At 71.9% G+C, this 20,743-nt stretch carries 17 protein-coding genes and 1 pseudogene; 15 read left to right on the top strand and 3 right to left on the bottom strand.

Features of this window, described 5'->3' with window-relative positions:
- The first annotated feature begins 46 nt into the window (after positions 1-46).
- Genes Aau02nite_RS39100 through Aau02nite_RS39090 form a run of 3 tightly spaced genes read left to right on the top strand, consistent with a single transcriptional unit; the run spans position 47 to position 1,001 of the window.
- On the top strand, positions 47-175 hold the full coding sequence (locus Aau02nite_RS39100; protein ID WP_246595786.1) for a DUF4244 domain-containing protein: 129 nt from the start codon (positions 47-49) through the stop codon (positions 173-175).
- On the top strand, positions 172-558 hold the full coding sequence (locus Aau02nite_RS39095; protein WP_212993695.1) for a TadE family type IV pilus minor pilin: 387 nt from the start codon (positions 172-174) through the stop codon (positions 556-558). The genes Aau02nite_RS39100 and Aau02nite_RS39095 overlap by 4 nt, the downstream gene beginning before the upstream one ends.
- Positions 559-596: 38 nt before the next feature.
- A complete protein-coding gene (locus tag Aau02nite_RS39090) occupies positions 597-1,001 on the top strand; it encodes an Rv3654c family TadE-like protein (protein ID WP_246595782.1) in 405 nt (134 codons plus the stop codon).
- Positions 1,002-1,027: 26 nt separating this feature from the next.
- Here the strand turns inward: Aau02nite_RS39090 and Aau02nite_RS39085 are convergent, their stop codons facing one another.
- Positions 1,028-3,427 carry a DEAD/DEAH box helicase gene (locus Aau02nite_RS39085; protein WP_212993693.1) on the bottom strand — a complete coding sequence of 800 codons (2,400 nt, stop codon included), beginning with the start codon at positions 3,425-3,427 and terminating at the stop codon, positions 1,028-1,030.
- Positions 3,428-3,568: 141 nt separating this feature from the next.
- Between Aau02nite_RS39085 and Aau02nite_RS39080 the strand changes: the two genes are divergently transcribed.
- The 6 genes from Aau02nite_RS39080 to topA all read left to right on the top strand — a co-directional run bounded on the left by Aau02nite_RS39080 (position 3,569) and on the right by topA (position 11,673).
- Positions 3,569-3,940 carry an STAS domain-containing protein gene (locus Aau02nite_RS39080; protein ID WP_212993692.1) on the top strand — a complete coding sequence of 124 codons (372 nt, stop codon included), beginning with the start codon at positions 3,569-3,571 and terminating at the stop codon, positions 3,938-3,940.
- Complete coding sequence (locus Aau02nite_RS39075; RefSeq protein WP_212993691.1) at positions 3,937-4,377, top strand: ATP-binding protein; 441 nt, start codon at positions 3,937-3,939, stop codon at positions 4,375-4,377. The genes Aau02nite_RS39080 and Aau02nite_RS39075 overlap by 4 nt, the downstream gene beginning before the upstream one ends.
- Positions 4,378-4,718: 341 nt before the next feature.
- Complete coding sequence (locus Aau02nite_RS39070) at positions 4,719-7,085, top strand: sodium-translocating pyrophosphatase (protein ID WP_212993690.1); 2,367 nt, start codon at positions 4,719-4,721, stop codon at positions 7,083-7,085.
- A 74-nt stretch (positions 7,086-7,159) separates the two neighbouring features.
- Positions 7,160-7,690: a hypothetical protein gene (locus Aau02nite_RS39065; protein WP_212993689.1), complete on the top strand. Its 531-nt coding sequence runs from the start codon at positions 7,160-7,162 to the stop codon at positions 7,688-7,690.
- Between the two features lie 50 nt (positions 7,691-7,740).
- Positions 7,741-8,649, top strand: a complete 909-nt coding sequence (locus Aau02nite_RS48140) for a hypothetical protein (RefSeq protein ID WP_438841216.1) — start codon at positions 7,741-7,743, stop codon at positions 8,647-8,649.
- 198 nt (positions 8,650-8,847) lie between these two features.
- A complete protein-coding gene (topA, locus tag Aau02nite_RS39055; protein WP_212993688.1) occupies positions 8,848-11,673 on the top strand; it encodes a type I DNA topoisomerase in 2,826 nt (941 codons plus the stop codon).
- A gap of 42 nt (positions 11,674-11,715) precedes the next feature.
- Here the strand turns inward: topA and Aau02nite_RS39050 are convergent, their stop codons facing one another.
- Entirely contained in the window at positions 11,716-13,005 is a 1,290-nt protein-coding gene (locus Aau02nite_RS39050; RefSeq protein ID WP_212993687.1) for a D-arabinono-1,4-lactone oxidase, read from the bottom strand.
- A gap of 137 nt (positions 13,006-13,142) precedes the next feature.
- Between Aau02nite_RS39050 and Aau02nite_RS39045 the strand changes: the two genes are divergently transcribed.
- Complete coding sequence (locus tag Aau02nite_RS39045) at positions 13,143-13,772, top strand: TetR/AcrR family transcriptional regulator (RefSeq protein ID WP_212993686.1); 630 nt, start codon at positions 13,143-13,145, stop codon at positions 13,770-13,772.
- Position 13,773: 1 nt separating this feature from the next.
- Here the strand turns inward: Aau02nite_RS39045 and Aau02nite_RS39040 are convergent, their stop codons facing one another.
- Entirely contained in the window at positions 13,774-14,979 is a 1,206-nt protein-coding gene (locus tag Aau02nite_RS39040; RefSeq protein ID WP_212993685.1) for an amino acid deaminase/aldolase, read from the bottom strand.
- 246 nt (positions 14,980-15,225) lie between these two features.
- Between Aau02nite_RS39040 and tmk the strand changes: the two are divergent.
- The 5 genes and pseudogenes from tmk to Aau02nite_RS39015 form a co-directional block, all read left to right on the top strand.
- Positions 15,226-17,313 (top strand): annotated as a pseudogene (gene tmk, locus Aau02nite_RS39035) (dTMP kinase); the annotation flags it as partial.
- A gap of 670 nt (positions 17,314-17,983) precedes the next feature.
- Entirely contained in the window at positions 17,984-19,177 is a 1,194-nt protein-coding gene (locus Aau02nite_RS39030; RefSeq protein ID WP_212993684.1) for a DNA polymerase III subunit delta', read from the top strand.
- Between the two features lie 102 nt (positions 19,178-19,279).
- Entirely contained in the window at positions 19,280-19,606 is a 327-nt protein-coding gene (locus tag Aau02nite_RS39025) for a YbaB/EbfC family nucleoid-associated protein (protein ID WP_212993683.1), read from the top strand.
- A gap of 1 nt (position 19,607) precedes the next feature.
- Complete coding sequence (locus tag Aau02nite_RS39020) at positions 19,608-19,904, top strand: type VII secretion target (protein ID WP_212993682.1); 297 nt, start codon at positions 19,608-19,610, stop codon at positions 19,902-19,904.
- The gene (locus Aau02nite_RS39015) at positions 19,904-20,521 is read left to right on the top strand and encodes a hypothetical protein (RefSeq protein WP_212993680.1); all 618 of its coding nucleotides are present in this window, start codon (positions 19,904-19,906) and stop codon (positions 20,519-20,521) included. The genes Aau02nite_RS39020 and Aau02nite_RS39015 overlap by 1 nt, the downstream gene beginning before the upstream one ends.
- Positions 20,522-20,743: the final 222 nt, after the last annotated feature.

The raw sequence follows: 20,743 nt of genomic DNA, 5'->3' as shown, positions 1-20,743 counted from the left end.
GCACAAACTGTTCCTCCGCCTGGCCGGCCTGCGCGGCGACGACGGCATGAACACCGCCGAGTACGCGGTCGGCACCCTCGCCGCCGTCGCGTTCGCCGGCATTCTGCTCAAGGTGCTCAGCAGCCCGGCCGTGCAGGCCTCGCTGACCGGCGTGATCAACGACGCGCTGAAGTGAGCGGGCGCCGGTGGCCCGGTCGCCTGCGGGCGCTCGGGACGGACAGGGGCGCGTTCACCGCCGAACTGGCGGCCGGGCTGCCGGCGCTCATGCTGCTCCTGTTCGCCGGGCTGACGGCGGTCGGTGCGGTGACCGCCAAGGGCCGGTGCGTGGACGCGGCCAGGGAGGGTGCGCTGGCCGCCGCCCGCGGGGGTCCGGGCATCGACGAGGCCGCCCGGATCGCTCCGGCGCAAGCGCGGGTCGATCTGGTGGAGGGCGAGGAGACAGTGACGGTCACGGTGCAGGCTCCGGTGCCGATCCTGGGCGGCCACCTTCCGGCCATTTCGGTACGGGCGCAGGCCGTCGCGGCCCGTGAGCCCGAGCTGCTCGGCACAGTCCCGTGAGGACACGCGCCATGGGCTGGGCCCGACGGCGCCTTGCCGTGAGACGGACGCGGTGCGGGCCGGCTGCCGACGGGCCTGTACCGGATCTGGAGCGGGACCGGGGTGCGGCCTCGATCTTCGTGCTGGCGCTCGGGCTGGTGCTGGTGGCAGCCGGGATCGCCGGAGCAGCTGTCGGTGCCGCGCGGGTCGGGCGGCACCAGGCCCGGACAGCAGCCGACCTCGGCGCGCTGGCCGGCGCTGCCCGTGCGGTGGAGGGTGCGGAGGTGGCTTGTGCCCGAGCGGAGCGATTTGCCGTCGCCAACGGTGCCCGTATGCGCTCCTGCCGTCTCGACGGCCTGGAGATCGTCATCGACGTCCAGATCATCGTGACGCCGCTGCCCGGCCTCGTCCGCTCCGCGTCGACCGCCGCCCGGGCGGGACCAGTCTCGATCCCGGCGGGCTGAGCTGCTGCCGGCGCTGGTCTGGCCGGCTATGCCGCAGTCGGCGCTGGTCCGGCGGGCTCAGCCACACCCGGCGCCGGATCCTCCGGCAGGGCGGCGAGGACCGCGTCCAGGACGGCGACCGCACCCTTCTTGTCCAGCGGATTGTTGCCGTTTCCGCACTTCGGGGACTGCACGCACGACGGGCAGCCGGTCTCACAGCCGCAGCTGGAGATGGCCTCCCGCGTCGCCCGGAGCCACTCCGCCGCCGTGGCGTAGGCGCGTTCCGCGAAGCCTGCGCCGCCCGGGTGGCCGTCGTAGACGAACACCGTCGGGGCTTCCGTGTCCTGGTGGTTCGCCGTCGACAGGCCGCCGATGTCCCAGCGGTCGCACGTCGCCACCAGCGGCAGCAGGCCGATCGCCGCGTGTTCCGCCGCGTGCAGCGCTCCCGGGAAGTCCGCCGGTTCCACGCCGGAGGCCACCAACAGGTTCGGGGAGAGCGTGAACCAGACCGCCACCGTGCGGAGTTCCCTCGGCGGCAGGTCCAGCGGCCTGGTGTCGATCACCTCGCCCGAGCCGATCCGGCGGCGCTGGTACGAGACCACCTGGTTCGTCACGTCCACCTCGCCCAGGAACAGGCCGACCGGGCCCGCGTCCACGTACTCGCGGATCGAGACCACCGACAGGTCCGTCACGTCCCGGGCGTGGGTCGACCAGTCCGGCTCCGCCGCGTGGACCAGCGCCACCGCGTCCTCCAGGTCCAGGTCGTCCACGAGGTACGACGCGCCCTGGTGCAGGTACACCGCCCCGGTGTGCAGCATGACGTGGGACGAGCCCTGGTCCACCGTGCCCAGCAGACGGCCGGTCGCCGACTCGACCACCGAGATCGGCGCCCCGCCCGTGCCGCGCAGGTCGACGTCCGGGCGGCCGCGGTGGGTCCAGTACCAGCCCGACGGCCGGCGGCGCAGCGCTCCCGATTCCGTCAGCGCCTCCACCGCCGCCAGCGCCGGCGCGCCCCCGAACAACTCCAGGTCCGCCTTCGTCAGCGGGGCCTCCACGGCGGCACAGCACAGCTGCGGGCCCAGCACGTACGGGTTGGCCGGGTCCAGGACCGTCGCCTCGACCGGGCGGCCGAACAGCGCCTCCGGGTGGTGCACCAGGTACGTGTCCAGCGGATCGTCCCGGGCCACCAGCACCGCCAGCGCCTCGTCGCCGGCCCGGCCCGCCCGGCCCGCCTGCTGCCACAACGACGCCCGGGTGCCCGGGTAGCCGCAGATCAGCACCGCGTCCAGGCCGACCAGGTCGACGCCCAGCTCCAGCGCGTTCGTCGAGGCCAGGGCCAGCAGCTCGCCGGTCAGCAGGGCCCGTTCGATCGCCCGGCGGTCCTCCTTCAGATACCCCGCCCGGTACGCCGCGACCCGGTCACCCAGGCCCGGCACCACCTCGTCCAGCGCCCGCCGGGTCATCGTCGCCACCACCTCGGCGCCGCGCCGGGACCGGACGAACGCCAGCGTCCGGGTGCCCGCCACCACGGCGTCGGTCAGCAGGTCGGCTGTCTCACTCAGCGCCGACCGGCGTACCGGGGGCAGCTCGTTCTCCAGGTCGTCCGGCTCGCGCGGCAGCAGGGGCGGCTCCCACAGCGCGAAGGTCGTCGCCCCCCGCGGCGACGCGTCCTCGGTCACCGCCCGGACCGGCAGGCCGGTGAGGCGGCTCGCCGCGTGCGCCGGGTCGCCCGAGGTCGCCGAGGCCAGGATGAACGTCGGTGCGCTGCCGTACCGGGCCGCGACCCGGCGGAGCCGGCGCAGGACGTGCGCCACGTGCGAGCCGAAGACCCCCCGGTACGTGTGGCACTCGTCGATCACCACGTACCGCAGGCGGCGCAGGAACGCACCCCAGCGCGCGTGGCCCGGCAGCAGCGCATGGTGCAGCATGTCCGGGTTGGTCAGCACGAACCGGGAGTGCTGGCGGATCCACTCGCGTTCCTCGCGCGGGGTGTCACCGTCGTATGTGGCCGGCCGTACCCCGTCGATCCCGAGCCGGACCAGCGCCCGCAGCTGGTCGGCCGCCAGCGCCTTGGTCGGCGACAGGTAGAGCACCGTCGCGCGCGGGTCGTCCACCAGCGCGGTCAGCGCGGGCAGCTGATACGCCATTGACTTGCCCGAGGCCGTGCCGGTCGCCAGGACCACGTGGTCGCCGGCGCGGGCGAGCTCGGCCGCCGACACCTGGTGCTCCCACGGCGCGGTGATGCCCCGTGCGGCGAGCGCCGAGATCACCGGCGGGGCCGCCCAGTCCGGCCAGGGCGCCGGGCGCCCGGGGCGGGCCGGGACCTGCTCGACGTGGGTGACCGGGGAAGGGCCCGGGCGGGCGCCGAGCCGGTGCAGGAGTTCGGCGGGTCGCGGCCGGGCCGTCGCACCGCGTGTGGCGGGAACGCCGGGGACGGTGGTGGTCACGTCTGCACTGTGACATCGGTATGGCCCGAACCTCAAACGGGTACGACGGGAGGGTGCGACGCGTCGTGCCGGAAGCGTCGGTGGTTAGATTCGCTGTGGAGATCGGCTGCCTGAAGGCTTGACCCCGAGGGAGGAGGACCGATGGAGCTGTCGCTGACGACCCGCACGGTCGGCGAGCACACGGTGCTCGACGTCGGTGGTGAGGTCGATGTCTACACGGCGCCACGCCTGCGTGAGCGGCTCGTGGAGCTGGTCGACGGTGGGTCGCGCAACGTCGTGGTGGATCTCGCCCGCGTCGACTTCCTGGATTCGACGGGCCTCGGCGTGCTGGTCGGCGCCCTGAAGCGGCTGCGGGCCGCCAATGGGACGTTCGGGCTGGTGTGCGCCAAGGAGCCGCTGCTCAAGATCTTCCGGATCACCGCGCTCGACCAGGTGTTCCCCATCTACCCCTCCGTCGAGGCGGCCACCTCGACCTCGTCCGGCGATCGCGACGACAACCCCCCGACGGCGTGATGGCCACGGTTCGGCTGTCGTTCTCGCCGGCACCGGTGCACGTCCGTACGGCCCGGCTGGTCGGCGTGGCGGTGGCCCGGCGGGCGGGTGTCGCCGAGGAGTTGCTCGACGAGGTCCGGCTGGCGATCGGTGAGGCGTGCACCCGCGCGGTCGCCCTGCACCGGCAGTACAACCTGCCCGACCTGGTCATGGTCGAGATGTCCGACACCGACTCGTACACGGTCCGGGTCATCGACCGGGCGCCGATCGAGGCCAGCGTCGGCCTGGCCAAGCTGCCGCCGGACGAGCTGGCGGACGAGTCGCTGACCGATGAGGCGCTGACCACCGGCGTGGGCTTCGCCCTACTGGCCGGCTTCGTGGACGATCTGCAGGTGCGCCCGGTGGAAGAAGGCGCCGGCACCGAGGTCCGCATGGTCTGGCCCGTGCACCGCCGCTGAGCAAACCCGGCGCTGAGAAGAAGCCGGCGCTGCGACAAAGGCGCCGTTGAGCGCACAAATCACACCGTTCGGCGCATGGCATGGGAAACCCCTGCTGGCGGCGCGAAGCCTAAGCGGTAACCGATTCGGGTGCCAACCGCTAACACAGCGGTAAACATCACCCTGACACGGCCGGATCCTCGTGTGACCATCACCACGTTCGGCCGTTACAGTACGCCGGTAATCAGCTACTGCTCCCTGGTTCCGCGTCCGCGGGACCAGGTTGTCGTCTCCTAGAGCAGGGAGTGCGCCCGGCGGTTTCGTCCGCTGCCCGGGTGCGGTCGGTGTACAGGAGGACATTGATGTCCGGGACCTCCATAACCCTCGCTGCGGAAAGCAGCGGGGGGTCGCTCAGCAGTTCGAACGTCACGTTCGTCATCGTCGCGATCGTCTTCGCGCTGGTGGCTCTGGCGTTCGCTGCTGTCTTCGTCAAGACGGTGCTCTCCGCGGGCCGCGGCACCACCAACATGCAAGAGATCGCGGGGGCGGTCCAGGAAGGCGCTTCGGCGTACCTGTTCCGGCAGTTCAAGACCCTCGCCATCTTCGTCGTCATCGCGGTCGTGCTGCTGTTCCTGCTGCCGGTGCACAACACCGACAGTGAGACCGCGGTCAAGGTCGGCCGTTCGCTGTTCTTCATCGTCGGTGCGGTCTTCAGCGCGTTCATCGGCGGCGCGGGCATGGCGCTGGCGACCCGGGCCAACCTGCGGGTCGCCGCGGCGGCCGGTGAGGCCGGTGGCCGGGAGAAGGCGATGGGCATCGCCTTCAAGACCGGTGGTGTGGTCGGCTTCCTCACCGTCGGCCTGGGCCTGTTCGGTGGCGCGCTGGTCGTGCTGATCTACCGCAGCGACGCCGCGACCGTGCTCGAGGGCTTCGGCTTCGGTGCCGCGCTGCTCGCCATGTTCATGCGGGTCGGCGGCGGCATCTTCACCAAGGCCGCCGACGTCGGCGCGGACCTGGTCGGCAAGGTCGAGCAGGGCATCCCGGAGGACGACGCGCGGAACCCGGCGACCATCGCCGACAACGTCGGCGACAACGTCGGCGACTGCGCCGGCATGGCCGCCGACCTCTTCGAGTCGTACGCGGTCACGCTGGTCGCCGCGCTGATCCTGGGCCAGGCCGCGTTCGGTCAGGACGGGCTCATCTTCCCGCTGATCGTCTCCACGGTCGGTGTGGTCATCGCGATCGTCGGTGTCTTCATCACCCGCCTGCGGGCCTCGGACAAGAGCGGCCTGACGGCCATCAACCGCGCGTTCTACATCTCGGCCGTGCTGTCCGCGGTCATCGTGGCGATCGTCAGCTTCGTCTACCTGCCGGACACCTTCGCCGGGTTCCGGGACGCGGCGAGCATCGATCCCGACGTGGTCGCCAGCGGCCGCAACCCGCAGCTCGTCGCCATCGGTGCCGTTGTCATCGGCATCGTGCTGGCCGCCGCCATCCAGGCGCTGACCGGCTACTTCACCGAGACCAGCAAGCGCCCGGTGCAGGACATCGGCAAGTCGTCGCAGACCGGCGCGGCCACCGTCGTGCTCGCCGGCATCAGCGTCGGCCTCGAGTCGGCCGTCTACTCGGCGCTGGTGATCGGCGCCGGTGTCTTCGGCGCGTACCTGCTCGGTGGCACCTCGATCACGCTGTCGCTGTTCGCCGTCGCGCTGGCTGGCACCGGCCTGCTGACCACGGTCGGCGTCATCGTCGCGATGGACACCTTCGGCCCGATCTCGGACAACGCGCAGGGCATCGCCGAGATGTCCGGTGACGTCGACGAGCAGGGCGCGCAGATCCTGACCGAGCTCGACGCGGTGGGCAACACCACCAAGGCGATCACCAAGGGCATCGCGATCGCTACAGCCGTGCTGGCCGCGACCGCGCTGTTCGGGGCGTACACCAACACCCTGCAGTCGTCGCTGGCGGACGCGGGCATCCCGGCCGACCAGATCGGTACGCGGATTCTCGGGTTGCTGAACATCTCCGACCCGCGCAACGTGGTCGGTCTGCTGATCGGCGTCGCGGTGGTGTTCCTCTTCTCCGGCCTGGCGATCAACGCCGTGTCCCGTTCGGCGGGTGCGGTCGTGATGGAGGTACGCCGCCAGTTCCGCGAGTTCCCGGGCATCATGGAGCGCACCCAGCGCCCCGAGTACGGCAAGGTCGTCGACATCTGCACCCGGGACGCCCAGCGTGAGCTGCTCACTCCCGGTCTGCTCGCCATCCTGGCGCCGATCGCGGTGGGCTTCGGCCTGGGCGCCGGCGCGCTGGCCTCTTACCTGGCCGGTGCGATCGGCGCGGGCACCCTGATGGCCGTCTTCCTGTCCAACTCCGGTGGCGCCTGGGACAACGCCAAGAAGCTGGTCGAGGACGGTGCGCACGGGGGCAAGGGCTCCGAGGCGCACGAGGCCACGATCATCGGCGACACGGTGGGTGACCCGTTCAAGGACACCGCCGGTCCGGCCATCAACCCGCTGCTCAAGGTCATGAACCTGGTGGCTTTGCTGGTCGCCCCGGCCGTGATCTCGCTGAGCATCGGCGCGGACGCCAACGACCCGGTCCGGATCGCCCTCGCGGTGGTCGCGGCCCTGGTGGTGGCCGGTGCGGTGGTGTGGAGCAAGCGCAAGCCGATCTCCATGGGCGAGCCCAGCCCGACCGCGGACAACAAGTCCGAGCGGATCAGCGCCTGATCCGAGCACGTCGTAGAGGGCACCCGGCACTCGCCGGGTGCCCTCTGTCGGAGGTTGGCCGTACGCTGCAATCCATGCGCACGGCCCGCACCACACCCTTACTGCTTGTTCTCTCGTTCGTCGTGACACTGGGTGGTTGCGCGGGCGGTCCCGCGCCCCGCGCCTGGGCCGCCTCGGTCTGCACGGTGCTCGCGCCCTGGCGTTCCGAGATCGGCACCCTGGCGAGCCGCACCCAGCAGCAGATGACCGCCGAGACCACCCCGGCGCAGGCGAAGGAGAACCTGACCCGGCTCTTCGGCGGGGCCGAGTCGGCCAGTGAGAAGGCCCGGGCCGGCGTGCAGAAGGCCGGCGTCCCGGACGTCGAGCAGGGCAAAGCGGTCGCCGACAGCTTCGCCGCCTCGCTGAGCGCGATGCGCGACGCGTACGGGCGGGCCAAGAGCGGCATCGCGGCGCTGGCCACCAGCCCGTCGAAGGACTTCTATGCCAAGGTCGGCTCCGTGGTGGACACCCTCAACGTCGAGTACAAGCAGAGTGAGCTGGACACCAGCCGGCTCGATTCGCAAGAGCTGAAGAAGGCGTTCGACGAGGCGCCGGAATGCCGATGACGGGCACCTGCTGATGACGGGCACCTGCTGATGACGGAGCGCCGCTGACCATGACCGAGCCCGGGTGGCCGCTGATTCCGCGTGAGGTCCTGCCCGCGCCGGTTCAGCCCGCCCACGCCCCGGCCGCGGCGAAGGGCCGGCGCCGCGCGGTCCAGACCGTGCCGGCCGGGCGGCAACTGTCGATCTTCGGGGTGGAGGCGGCCGATCCGTCGCTGGCCGATCTGGCCGGGCTGCTCACCGGTCCCGGCCGGCTGGGCCGGATGGGCGGTACGGCCCGGGTCGCGGTCCGGGTGGATGCCGCCTGGCGGGTGCACGTGCTGGTCGAGGAGCTGGTCTCGCGGGGTCTCGTGGTCACCTGGGCGCCGGTCAGCGACGACGGGCCCGACGATCACGTGGCGGAACTCACGGCCGAGCCGCTGGAGATGACGCTGGCCGCCGCCGAGGAGCACTCCGATGAGCCCCCGGATCCGGCGCCCGCAGGGCCCGGCGAGCAGGCCGGTGAGCAACCCGGCGAACCGGCCGCAGCCGAGGCCGGGAGCCCGGCCACCGACCAGGCCGCGGACGCCGGAGCCGGGGCGGTGGAGCAGAAGGTGGACGCGGAGCCCCGTACCGTCTTCTTCGAGGTCCGGACCGCCTACAGCAGCCGGTTGAACGGCCTCGCGCGGGCCTGGCCGCCGGCCGCCGACCGGATCTTCCTGACCGGGCCGCAGCTGCGGCTCTGGGTCGCCGCGGCCGGGTCGCCGCGGCCCGAGGGCTACGCGCTCGGTCTGGATCCCGACGGCTTTCTTGACAAAGCCGCGGACGCCGCGCTGACCCGGGTCGGTCTGGCCGGCACCATCCAGGCCGGTCCGGCGTACGTCATCGCAGGTCGCAGGCGTCTCGCCCGGCTCGCCGAGCTGGTCGGCGAACGGCCCGCCGCGGCACCCGAAAGGCTGTGGCCGGGCGCCGCCGCCGGTTGACCTTCCCTGATTGTGTCCGACACGACGCCATGTTCCCGGTGTACGGTGTCGCCGTCGGACGCATGCGGTGGCCGGACCGTTACCATCCGACTTCTCCGTTGCCCGGGGAATGCCTGCTCGTCCGGCGCGTTACGTTGAACGTCCGCGTGTCCGTCGTCCGCGACGGGCCGCCGATCGATCGAGAAGTGTGGGAGTGCCGTGCCGGAGAAAGCCAGGACGACCCGTCTGGTCATCGTCGAGTCCCCGTCGAAGGCCAAGACGATCGCCGGCTACCTGGGGCCCGACTATTTCGTCGAGGCCTCCTTCGGGCATGTCCGCGACCTGCCGAAGAACGCCGCCGACGTGCCCGCCAAGTACAAGGGCGAGTCGTGGGCGCGGCTCGGTGTCGACGTCGACAACGGCTTCCACGCGCTCTACGTGGTCTCGCAGGACCGCAAGGCCCAGATCGCCAAGCTGACCAAGCTGGCCAAAGAGGTCGACGAGATCCTGCTCGCCACCGATGAGGACCGCGAGGGCGAGGCCATCGCCTGGCACCTGGTCGAGACGATCAAACCCAAGGTCCCGATCAAGCGGATGGTCTTCCACGAGATCACCAAGGCCGCCATCCAGGCCGCGGTGGCCAACCCGCGGGAGATCGACAAGGACCTGGTCGACGCGCAGGAGGCCCGGCGCATCCTGGACCGGCTCTACGGGTACGAGGTCAGCCCCGTCCTGTGGAAGAAGGTGATGCCCCGCCTGTCCGCCGGGCGCGTCCAGTCCGTGGCCACCCGGATCGTGGTCGAGCGCGAGCGGCAGCGCATGGCGTTCCGCACCGCTGAGTACTGGGACATCAACGCTCTGCTGTCGGTGCAGGGCAAGACCGAGGGCACCAAGTCGTTCTCGGCGACCCTGATCGCCCTGGACGGCGACCGGATCGCCACCGGCCGCGACTTCGAGCCGACCACCGGCAAGGTCAAGCCCGGTGCCGGCGTGGTCCACCTGGACGGCGACGGGGCCCGCGGGCTCGCGGCGCGTCTCGAGGACCGCCCGTTCACGGTCACCCGCGTGGAGGAGAAGCCGTACCGGCGTAAGCCGTACGCGCCGTTCATCACCTCGACGCTGCAGCAGGAAGCCGCCCGCAAGATGCGGTTCTCCTCGTCGCAGACCATGCGCACGGCCCAGCGGCTGTACGAGAACGGCTACATCACCTACATGCGTACGGACTCGGTGAACCTCTCCGAGACCGCGATCAGCGCAGCCCGCCGCCAGATCGCCGAGCTGTACGGCGCCAACAACGTGCCGCCGCAGCCCCGCCGCTACACCGGCAAGGTCAAGAACGCGCAGGAGGCGCACGAGGCGATCCGGCCCGCGGGGGACAACTTCCGCACTCCCGGCGAGGTCGCCAACGAGCTGTCCACCGACGAGTTCAAGCTCTACGAGCTGATCTGGCGCCGTACGGTCGCGTCGCAGATGACCGACGCCGTGGGTAACTCCGTCTCGGTGCGGATCCGCGCGATCTCCACCGCCGGCGAAGAGGTCGACTTCGGCGCCAGCGGCAAGACCATCACCGACCCGGGCTTCCTGCGCGCCTACGTCGAGTCGTCCGACGACGAGAACGCCGAGGCCGAGGACGCCGAGCGCCGCCTGCCGAACCTGGTCAAGGACCAGCCGCTGACGGCCGAGGAGCTCAACGCGATCGGTCACCACACCTCGCCGCCCGCCCGCTACACCGAGGCGTCGCTGGTCAAGGCCCTGGAAGAGCTGGGCATCGGCCGCCCGTCGACCTACGAGTCGATCATGCGGACGATCCAGGACCGGGGGTACGTGGAGAAGCGCGGCCAGGCGCTGATCCCGTCGTTCATCGCGTTCGCGGTCGTCGGCCTGCTCGAGGGCCACTATCCCCGGCTGGTCGACTACAACTTCACCGCCGCGATGGAGACCCAGCTCGACGACATCGCCGGTGGCGATCACGCGGCCCTGGACTTCCTCACCTCCTTCTACTTCGGCAGCGACCTGGGCGCGGACGACTCGATCGCCAAGGCCGGCGGCCTGAAGAAGATGGTCACCGAGAACCTCAGCGACATCGACGCCCGCGCGGTGAACTCGATCCCGCTGTTCACCGACGACGCCGGCCGCAACGTGGTGGTCCGCGTCGGCCGGTACGGGCCGTACCTGCAGCGCGCCCTGCCGGACACCACCGAGGAGGCGCCCGAGGACCGGGTGTCCATCCCCGAGGGCGTCGCGCCGGACGAGCTGACCGTCGAGAAGGTCACCGAGCTCTACCTGGGTGGCGGCGGCGAGCGCAGCCTGGGCGACGACCCGGCCACCGGTGAGTCCGTGACGCTCAAGTCGGGTCGCTTCGGCCCGTACGTGCAGAGCGGCGAGAAGAAGTCCTCGCTGTTCAAGTCGCAGACGCCGGACACGCTGACCCTCGAGCAGGCCCTGCGGCTGCTGGAGCTGCCGCGGACGGTCGGCAAGGACCCCGAGGGGGCCGAGATCGTGGCGGCGAACGGGCGCTACGGGCCGTACGTGAAGCGCGGTGACGACTTCCGCTCGCTGGAAAGCGAGGACAAGCTCTTCACCGTCACGCTGGACGAGGCGCTGGCCCTGCTGGCCGCTCCGAAGACCCGTCAGCGCCGGGCCGCCGCACCGCCGCTGCGCGAGATGGGCAACGACCCGGCGACCGACAAGCCGATGGTGATCAAGGAAGGCCGCTTCGGCCCGTACGTGACCGACGGCGAGTTCAACGCCTCCCTGCGCCGCGGCCAGACGCCCGAGGAGCTGACCGTCGCGCAGGCTTCCGAGATGCTCGCGGAGAAGCGCGCCAAGGGTCCCGCCCCCAAGAAGAAGGCAGCCGCCAAGAAGGCCCCCGCCAAAAAGGCAGCAGCCTCCTCCGACGCCACTCCCGCCAAGAAGGCCGCTGCCAAGAAGTCGCCCGCCAAGAAGGCGGCCGCCAAGAAGGCCGCGCCCGCAAAGCGCACCACCAACGCCTCCCCAGCCGCCAAGAAGGCCACCCCTTCCAAGGCGACTGCCAACGCGAACTGAGAGATCTCGGTAGCGACTGCCTGTGGACGGGCCTGTGGATAACTAGCCGAGGACGCGGTCGAGGTAGGCGTTGGTGAAGATGCGGGCCGGGTCCAGCTCGTTGCGGACGGCCAGGAAGTCGTCGAACTTCGGGTACGCCCGGCGCAGCGACTCCGCGTCGCGGTAGTGCATCTTGCCCCAGTGCGGGCGCCCACCCAGCGGCTCGCACACAGCCTCGAACGCCCGGAAGTACGGCTCGTACGGGCTGCCGCTGAACTGGTGCACCGCGATGTACGCCGAGTCGCGCCCGTAGCCGTGCGACAGCCAGATGTCGTCCGGGCCGGTGAACCGCACCTCGACCGGGAACTGCACCTTGAACGGCAGCTTCTCGATGATCCGGGGCAGCGCGGACAGCGCCTCGCCCACACACTCCCGGGGGATCTCGTACTCCATCTCGGTGAACCGGACCCGGCGCGGCGTGCAGAAGACCCGGTCCGAGCGGTCCGTGTAGGTCCGTGCCGTCAGCGCCCGGGCGGCCACGGCGCTGATCACCGGTACGGTCGCCGGAACCGCCCGGCCCAGCCGGCAGGCGCCCTGGAAGACGGTGTTGGCCAGCAGCTCGTCATCCAGCCAGCCCCGGAACCCGGACAGCGGCCGGTCCGAGGCGGGCACCTTGTTGTTGCGCTTGAGCTGCGCCCGGTCGGTGTACGGGTACCAGTAGAACTCGAAATGATCGTTGGTCGCGATGCCCTCGTCCAGACCGGCGAGCACCTCGGACAGCGGCATCGGGCGCTCGTCGGCCAGCAGGACGAACGCCGGCACACAGCGCAGGGTCACCTCGACCAGCACGCCCAGTGCGCCGATGCCGATCCGGGCCGCCGGGAACAGGGGCGAGCTCGCGTCGATGCGCCGCACCTCGCCGGTGCCCGTGACCAGCGTGACCGCCTCGACGCAGGACGCCAGCGTCGAGTGGGCCTGGCCGCTGCCGTGCGTACCGGTGGAGATCGCGCCGGCCACCGTCTGCTGGTCGATGTCGCCCAGGTTGGGCATCGCCAGGCCGTTCTCGGCCAGGAGCCGGTTGAGCCGGTGCAGCGGCATGCCGGCCTGCACGGTGACCAGGTCACCGTCGATCGCGACCAGCTCGCTCAGCCGGTGCAGCAGCAGCCGCCGGTCGTCGGCGACCGCGATGGCGGTGAACGAGTGCCCGCTGCCGACCGCCTTCACCTTGTGTCCGGTGACTGACGCCTCCTTGACGAGGGCGGCCACCTCGTCGACAGTGCCAGGGGTCAGGACCTCGGCGGCCACGGAGAGCTGGTTACCGCCCCAGTTGCGCCAGTGCAGAGACGTAGTCATTCCGGCTTTGTCCTCCCGACGAGCGGACAGTCGCACAAAACCGGAGATGCCGCGTGTCCCCGGCGTCCCGTCGATGCATCTCGCTCGTTGATCCGAGTAACGTTCCCATTATCACTGCTGAGAGGGAGTGGCGACGCGTGTCGACACCAACCGTCACCACCGGACCGCTGCGGCGGGTTCCGGTGCAGGGCAGAAGCGTTGCCCGGGTCCAGCGCATGCTCGACGCCTGCGCGGAGCTCGTGGACGAGGTCGGGTACGAGGGCCTGACCACGACCCTGCTCGCCGAGCGGGCCGAGGTCGCCATCGGCTCGGTCTACCAGTTCTTCCCCGACAAGCGGGCCATCGTCCAGGCCCTCGCCATGCGCAACATGGACGCGTACCTGCAGTCGCTGTCGGCACGCTTCGCCAACGAGACGTTCGCCCACTGGTGGGACGGCGTGGACGCGGCGATAGACGCCTACATCCACATGCACCGCAGCGTGCCGGGCTTCCGGACGCTCCACTTCGGCGACGTGGTGGACCTGCACCTGCTCGACGCCGAACGCGACAACAACGCGGTCATCGCCGACCGGCTGGCCGAGCTGCTGGTGGAGCAGTTCCAGCTGATGGACCGGGCGCGGCTGCGTTTCGCCCTGCTCATCGCCGTGGAGGCGTCGGACGCGCTGATCAAGCTGGCGTTCCGGCGCGACGTGACCGGCGACGAGGCCGTACTGACCGAGGCCAAGGCGCTGATCCGCGAGTACCTGCACCGCCACGTCACCGCGTAGGTCAGCCGAGGAACGCATACCCCTCTCCCCGGTACGTCGGGGTCGGCGCAGCCGTGTCGCCGTCGACGAGGTGCACCTCGTTGACGTGTTCACACAGCTCGCCGGCCTTGGCGTGGCGGAACCACACCCGGTCGCCCGGCTGCAGGTCGTCGGCCGCGGCGCCCAGCAACGGCGTCTGCACCTCGCCGGCACCCTCGTCACCGCGCATCCGCAGGCCCTCGGGCAGCCACGGGGTGGGCTGGCGGGACGGTCCGGCCGGGCCGGAGGCGATCCAGCCGCCGCCGAGCACGGTCGCGATCCGCGGTCCCGGCCGGCGGACCACCGACAGCGCGAAGAACGCCGCCGGGGTCGGCTGCCAGGCGCGGTACCCGTCGAACAGCGTGGGGCCGAACAGTCCCGAGCCGGCGGCGACCTCGGTCACCGACGGGTCGGCGGCGGTGAGCGCCATGCTGCCGGTGCCACCGCCGTTCACGAACTCCAGGTCGGCGTGCTCGCGTACCGCCCGGACCGCGGCCATCCGCCGGCGCAGCAGCTCCGGCAACGACCGGCGCTGCATCATCCGGATCGCCCGGGCCCGCAGGGCCTGCCCGGGCGGGGCGTCGCCGAGCCCGGCGATGTGCGCCTCGTAGGACATCATCGCGACCAGCCGGAAGCCCGGCCGCTTGACCAGGCGGGCGGCCAGCGAACCGGCCTGGGCGGCGGAATGGACGGGGGAGCGACGGACGCCGATGTGCAGCGGCCCGGCGGGCCGCCAGGAGGCGTCGAGCTCCAGGCAGATCCGCACGTCGGGCCGCCGGCCCGGCGCCACGACGGCATCGACCAGGTCCAGGTGGGCGGGATTGTCGACCATGACGGTGATCGCGGCGGCCAGCTGCGGGTCCGCGGCCAGCTCGGCGATCGCGGTCCGGTCGACGCTGGGGTACGCCACCAGCACGTCGTCCGTGACACCACTGCGTACCAGCCAGATCGCCTCCGGCAGGGTGTACGCCATCACGCCGGACCAGCCCGGCCGGGCCAGCACCCGTTCGAGCAGGGCGCGTACGCGGACCGACTTGCTGGCGACCCGGATCGGTTTGCCCGCCGAGCGCACCGAGAGTGCGGCCGCGTTCGCGTCGAAGGCGGCCAGGTCGACCACGGCCAGCGGGGTCTCCAGTCCGCCGGTCGCGCGGTCGAGTCGTTTCTGCAACGCGGTGCGTTCGACGATCACGCCAGCAACCTAACCGGTCGCGGGCGTATGCGAAACACCTTCATGAATGCGCCACCCGAACGGGCGCAGCCACGATGAGCGGGGTACGCCCGTTAGAGTGCTTCGAGCAGTGACCACGGGGAGGTAGGGGCCATCGACACCGAAACGAGCTCGGCACGCAAGGAGGCCAGCCCTCCGGTGGATCTGTCGGGAGCGGCGGCCCTGCGTTCCGTCCTGCGGATCCGCCCGTTCCGGCGGCTCTGGCTCGTGCTCAGCGTGGCCTCGTTCGGCGACTGGATCGGCACCCTGGCCACCGCGCTGTTCGCCTCCCAGCAGGTCACCGGCAGCGTCGCCCAGGGCACCGCGTTCAGCAGCACGATCGCGATCCGGCTGCTTCCGGCACTGCTGCTGGGGCCGGTCGCGGGAGTGATGGCCGACCGGTTCGACCGGCGCTACACCATGGTCATCTGCGACATCCTGCGCTTCTTCGTGTACGGCTCGATCCCGGTCGTCGCCCTGTTCAGCGACTCCGGCGGGGTCACGGTCACCTGGGCGGTCATCGCCACCTTCATCGGCGAGACGATCACCCTGATGTGGATCCCGGCCAAGGAGGCCGCGGTCCCCAACCTGATCCCCAAGGGCCGGCTCGAGGTCTCCAACCAGCTGACGCTGATCACCACGTACGGCATCACCCCGATCCTGGCGGCGCTGGCCCTGGCCGCGCTCGACGGTGTGGTCCGCGGCCCGATCGGCGGGCTGCCCGACTGGGCGGAGCCGGTCCAGCTCGCCCTCTGGATCAACGCGTTCTCCCGGGCCGCCACGGCCGCGGTGGTCTTCTTCGGCATCAAGGAGATCAGCGAGGGCCACCGCGAACGTCAGGAGCGCAACGCCCAGACCTCGATGTTCCGGCAGTTCGTCGAGGGCTGGAAGTACATCGGCGGCACCCCCTTCGTCCGCGGCCTGGTGCTCGGCATCTTCGGCGCGTTCGCGGGCGCGGGCATCGTCATCGGTACGGCCCGCTTCTTCACCGCCTCGCTCGGCGCCGGCGACGCCGCGTTCTACCTGCTCTTCGCCACCCTCTTCATCGGCCTGGCGATCGGCATCGGCCTGGGCCCGATGGTCGTCAAGGAGCTGTCCCGACGCCGCTGGTTCGGCATGAGCATCGTGCTCGCCAGCGGCGCGGTCGGCTTCCTGTCCGTGGCGTTCCACCTGTCCATGGCTCTGTTCGGCGCACTGTTCGTGGGCGCCGGCGCCGGCATGGCGTTCCTGGCCGGCGTCACCCTGCTGGGTGGCCAGGTCAACGACGAGGTACGCGGCCGGGTCTTCGCCGTCGTGCAGATCGGCGCCCGGCTCGTCCTGCTGCTGGCCATCTCGCTGGCCGGTCTGCTGGTCGGCCTGGGCAGCTCCCGCACCATCTCGGCCGGCAGCCTCTCGGTCGACATCTCCTCCACCCGCATCCTGCTCCTGGTCGCCGGGGTCATCGGGGTCTGGACCGGGATCAGCGCGTTCCGCCAGATGGACGACAAGCGCGGCGTACCGGTGCTGGCCGACCTGTGGAGCTCGATCCGCGGCCGCCCGCTGTCACCGGGCGAGGACTTCACCCGGCACGGCATCTTCGTGGTCTTCGAGGGCGGCGAGGGCGCGGGCAAGTCCACCCAGGTCACCCGCCTGTCGGAGGCGCTGATCGAGGCCGGCCACGACGTGGTGGTGACCCGCGAGCCCGGCGCGACCGACATGGGCGCCCGGATCCGCAGCCTGGTGCTGTCCAACGGTGAAGGCGCCGACGCGCCGTCGCCGCGCGCCGAGGCGCTGCTCTACGCCGCCGACCGGGCGCATCACGTGGCCACCGTCGTCCGCCCGGCCCTGGCCCGGGGCGCGGTGGTGATCAGCGACCGGTACGTGGACTCGTCGCTGGCGTACCAGGGGGCCGGCCGCACGCTGCCGGTCCAGGAGATCTCGTGGCTGTCGTCGTGGGCGACCGGCGGCCTCAAGCCCGACCTGGTGGTCCTGCTCGACATCGACCCGACCGTCGGCCTGGGCCGGGTCGACGAGCGCGGCCTCGGCACCGACCGGCTGGAGAGCGAGTCCCGCTCCTTCCACGAACGCGTCCGGTACGCCTTCCTCGACCTGGCGTCCGCGGACCCGAAGCGCTACCTGGTGCTCGACGCGGCCCGCCCGGCGGAGGAGATCGCGAACGCGGTGGCGACCCGGCTCAACGCGATGCTCACCGAGGGCGACGACAGCCACCCGGACCCGGCGTCGACGGCCGTACCCCCGGGACCGGACCTGAACGCGCCGGACCTGGCCGACACGATGGTGGTCCCGCCGCACGCGGGGCCGGCCGAGACGCTGGTGATGCGCACGGGGTCGGGCGCGGTGGCGACGAGCGGCTCGGACGAGACGATCGTGGTCCGCCCGGCCTCGTTCCCGGACGACACCATGGTGATCCGCCCGGGAACCGGCCCGGACGACACGATGGTGGTCTCCGCTTTCGGCCCGGACGCGACGATGGCCCTGCCGCGGTCCACCCCGGACGACCCGAACGCGACCGTGATGGTCTCCCGGCCGGCATCCGATGACCCGAATGCGACGGTGATGGTGTCGCGGCCGGCATCCGACGACCCGAACGCCACGATGGCGATCCCGGCCGGTGGTTCCGATGAGACGGTGGTCGTGCGACCGGCCTCTTCCGGCAGCGAGTCGGACGAGACGATGGTGGTCCCGGCCGGTGGGCCGGCCTCGGACTCGGCAGGCGCGGTCTCTGCCACGAAGCTCGCCGATGAGCCGCTCACCAGCGATGTCCCCGGGACGGACGATGCCGCTGAGCCTCACGACGACGCTGAGGATGACGGTCTCGCCGCGGTCACCGATGAGCCGGCCGCTTCCGCTGACGCGGACGACGACGAGACGCCGATCGAGGTGCTCGAGGATCTGACCGGCAACCGGGCGCGGGCCGCCGATGACGAGACGCCGCCGGACGGGCCGCGGGTGGGCAGCCGGCCGTGAGCGAGCGAGAATCGACGCCATGAGTGTGTTCGCCGACCTGGTCGGGCAGGACGAGGCAGTCGAGACGCTGCGCCGGGCCGCCGCGGCCGCCGCCCGGATCGTGGGCGGTGGCGCCGACGCCGGGAACGGCGCCATGACCCATGCCTGGATCTTCACCGGCCCGCCGGGCTCGGGACGTTCGGTCGCCGCCCGCGCCCTCGCCGCCGCCCTGCAGTGTGAGCGGGACGGCGTCGGCTGCGGCGAGTGCCACGGCTGCCACACCGTGCTCGGTGCCACCCACGCCGACGTGCGTTTTGTGGTGCCTGAGGGACTGTCGATCGGCGTCAACGAGATGCGTGCGCTGGTGCTGCGGGCCGGCAGTGCCCCCTCCGGCGGGCGGTGGCAGGCCGTGGTGATCGAGGATGCCGACCGGCTCACCGAGGCGGCCGGGAACGCGCTGCTCAAGGCCATCGAGGAGCCTCCCCCGCGTACCGTTTTCCTGCTCTGCACCCCGTCGACGCACCCGGACGACATCTCGGTGACCATCCGCTCGCGGTGCCGGGTCGTACCGTTGCGGCAGCCGCCCGCCGAGGCCGTGGCCGAGGTCCTGGTCCGCCGGGACGGCATCGCGCCGGACGTCGCGGCCTGGGCCGCGGCCGCCGCGCAGGGCCACGTCGGCCGGGCCAAGCGGCTCGCCAACGACCCGGAGGCCCGCGGCCGGCGCGAGGCCGTGCTCGCGGTGCCCCGCCGGTTGTCCAGTGTCGGCGCCTGCTTCGACGCGGCCTCCGCGCTGATCGAGGCCGCGGAGGCGGAGGCGGCGACCGCGTTCGCCGAGAACGACACGACGGAACGCGCGGCGCTGGAGCAGGCACTGGGTGCCGGCGGTACGGGCCGGGGCGCGGCGGGAGCCATGCGGGGCGCTGCCGGGCAGCTCAAGGAGCTGGAGAAGAAGCAGAAGTCCCGGTCGACGCGTTCGCAGCGGGACGCGCTGGACCGGGCGCTGGTGGATCTGGCCGGCTTCTACCGGGACGTGCTGGTCACGGGCCTGAAGGCGCCGGTCGCCGTGGTGCACCGGGACACGGCCGAGCAGGCGGCCGCGGCGGCGGGCAAATGGACGCCGGAGAGCACGCTGCGCCGGCTGGAGGCCGTGCTGGCCTGCCGCGAGGCCATCGAGCAGAACGTCAAGCCGAAGATCGCCGTCGAAGCGATGATGCTCAATCTGTGGCGCGGGTAATCCACAAGGGACGTGCCGGGGGGTGCGCGAGAGTCCGGGAACCGGGTACGGTCGCGGTGCCGTAAAGCAACCAAGGCGGTACGCCCGGTAAGGAGCCTGTGGATGCCCCGCGAGATCGACGAGGCATGGATCGACGAGGCGATCGAACGTTACCGCCGGCTCGACGTGCTGCGGGCCGAGTTCGACAAGGCGGTCGCCGGTCACGTGGTGTCGGTGCACTCGCCGGACGACTCGATCGAGGTCCTGGTCACCGCGGCGGGCGACATCACCGACGTCCACATCCGCGGCAGCCTGCAGCATCGCACGGCGACCGAGCTGGCCCGGGAGGTGCAGGCAGTGGTGACCACCGCGGCGGAAGCAGCCCGCTGGGCCCGGGAGAAGCTGCACGACGAGGTGTTCGGGGCGTTCCGATCGCTGGGGGACCGCTGAGATGGAGAAGCTGGCCGATCGCCTGGAGTCCGCCGCGGACGCGCTGATCACAGTGGACCGGTCGCTGTCCGCCCACGCCGCGTCGCCGGGTGCGTTCGGCGCCGACGACGAGGGAGCGCCGGGCCGGCTGGGCCGTCAGCTGCACGACCGGTGGCTCGCGGTGCTCGCCGCCCGCTCCCAGGAGGCAGCCGCCGCGGCGGCGCAGCTGACCACGCTGGCCGCCGACGTCCGGCTGACCGCCAAGGCCTACACCGAGACGGACGACGAGGCCGCCCGCCGAATCCGCAGGGGAATGTGATGGACCGGCTGGACCGCCTGCTGGCCACGGCGGGGCCGCTGCTGCGCCGGGTCGACGACATCCTGGCGGCGGCCGGCGCGCCGCCGGAGCACCGGGTGTGGATCCAGCTGCGCCGGGTGCGCCTGCTCCCGGGCGACGCGGCGCGGGCGGTCGCGGCGCTGCGGCCGGACGAGCTCGCGGAGGCGGCGCCGGAGCTGCGCGCGGACGCGCGAGCCTATGCGGTGCTGGCCGCGTCGCTGCCGGAGCCGGGGGAGTGGACCGGGGCTGCTGCCGAGGCGTACGACGCGGCCCGGCAGCGGGCGGCCGTGCACCTCAGCGGGGGCCCGGAAAGCCTGGACGAGAGTTTGCAGGCGTCGGCGGACCTGGCCGACTCGCTGATGACCTGGATGCGGTCGGCCCGCGACTCGCTGGCCGAAGTCCTGGCCGAGGTGCTCGTCTCCGCCGAAGCGGTGACCCTGGCGGCGCCCGGAACGGACCTGGCTTCGGTGCGCCAGCAGGAAGCGGCGGCCGCCGTCGCGGTGCTGGTCCTGCAAGCGGTCGCCGAGGGATACGAGGCGGGCGCGGACCTGTTGCCCACCTCGGCCCGCCTCGCCGAGCCGGTGGCGGCGCTGCGGTGACGACGGGCGCCACGCTCGGATAGCCGGTTCCGAGCGCGGCGCCGCGTCTCCTGCACCCCCCGCAGGCCTACGTCCCACTCAACGCCCGCGGACGGCCTTTGTCGCCGTGCGGCACGGGGAACCGGCCGCTCGTCGCGCCAGAACAGCACCTGCGGGGGGATGGAGGTACACCGTCGGTCGGCCGGTACCACCTCGATGGACCATGGACCGTCCGAGCGAGCC

Origin of the sequence: Actinoplanes auranticolor (genome assembly GCF_018332655.1) — a bacterium.
In the GTDB taxonomy this organism is placed as follows: Bacteria; Actinomycetota; Actinomycetes; order Mycobacteriales; family Micromonosporaceae; genus Actinoplanes; species Actinoplanes auranticolor.
This window is presented reverse-complemented; position numbering and strand designations above follow the sequence as displayed.

What these genes read in the sequence shown, in the direction of transcription:
- Aau02nite_RS39100 (WP_246595786.1), top strand. Translation starts at nt 47, where the DNA reads ATGAACACCGCCGAGTACGCGGTCGGCACCCTCGCCGCCGTCGCGTTC.
- Aau02nite_RS39080 (WP_212993692.1), top strand. Translation starts at nt 3,569, where the DNA reads ATGGAGCTGTCGCTGACGACCCGCACGGTCGGCGAGCACACGGTGCTC.
- Aau02nite_RS39070 (WP_212993690.1), top strand. Translation starts at nt 4,719, where the DNA reads ATGTCCGGGACCTCCATAACCCTCGCTGCGGAAAGCAGCGGGGGGTCG.
- Aau02nite_RS39065 (WP_212993689.1), top strand. Translation starts at nt 7,160, where the DNA reads ATGCGCACGGCCCGCACCACACCCTTACTGCTTGTTCTCTCGTTCGTC.
- Aau02nite_RS48140 (WP_438841216.1), top strand. Translation starts at nt 7,741, where the DNA reads ATGACCGAGCCCGGGTGGCCGCTGATTCCGCGTGAGGTCCTGCCCGCG.
- Aau02nite_RS39050 (WP_212993687.1), bottom strand. Translation starts at nt 13,005, where the DNA reads ATGACTACGTCTCTGCACTGGCGCAACTGGGGCGGTAACCAGCTCTCC.
- Aau02nite_RS39030 (WP_212993684.1), top strand. Translation starts at nt 17,984, where the DNA reads ATGAGTGTGTTCGCCGACCTGGTCGGGCAGGACGAGGCAGTCGAGACG.
- Aau02nite_RS39025 (WP_212993683.1), top strand. Translation starts at nt 19,280, where the DNA reads ATGCCCCGCGAGATCGACGAGGCATGGATCGACGAGGCGATCGAACGT.
- Aau02nite_RS39020 (WP_212993682.1), top strand. Translation starts at nt 19,608, where the DNA reads ATGGAGAAGCTGGCCGATCGCCTGGAGTCCGCCGCGGACGCGCTGATC.
- Aau02nite_RS39015 (WP_212993680.1), top strand. Translation starts at nt 19,904, where the DNA reads ATGGACCGGCTGGACCGCCTGCTGGCCACGGCGGGGCCGCTGCTGCGC.